Consider the following 284-nt stretch of genomic DNA (forward strand, 5'->3'; position numbering starts at 1 on the left):
CTTAACCGTCCCACTCGTTTTATGAAGGTAGTTGTAGCTTAATTATGTTGCTTAATTACCAGTATCGAGCTTACCCAAACACCAATCAAAAACTAGAACTCAATTATTGGTTGCGAGTCTGCCGATACTGGTACAACAAGCAACTAGGAGATAGGTTTGATTGGTGGGAAAATAACCGCAATAGTATTAATGCTTGTCCGTTAATCTGCTCAATATCTCAACTGAGAGACAATCCCAGTTATTACTCTCAGAAAAAGCAATTACCAATTACCAAAGAAGATTTA

Annotated in this window: 1 protein-coding gene; it reads left to right on the forward strand. The window is 37.3% G+C overall.

The features are described 5' to 3' along the window. Nucleotides 1–44 precede the first annotated feature (44 nt). Nucleotides 45–284 (forward strand): helix-turn-helix domain-containing protein (locus AACS98_RS16445; RefSeq protein ID WP_157087528.1); only part of this gene is annotated, 240 nt, incomplete at its 3' end.

This window comes from Anabaena sp. CA = ATCC 33047 (assembly GCF_963870205.1).
Taxonomy (GTDB): Bacteria; Cyanobacteriota; Cyanobacteriia; order Cyanobacteriales; family Nostocaceae; genus Trichormus.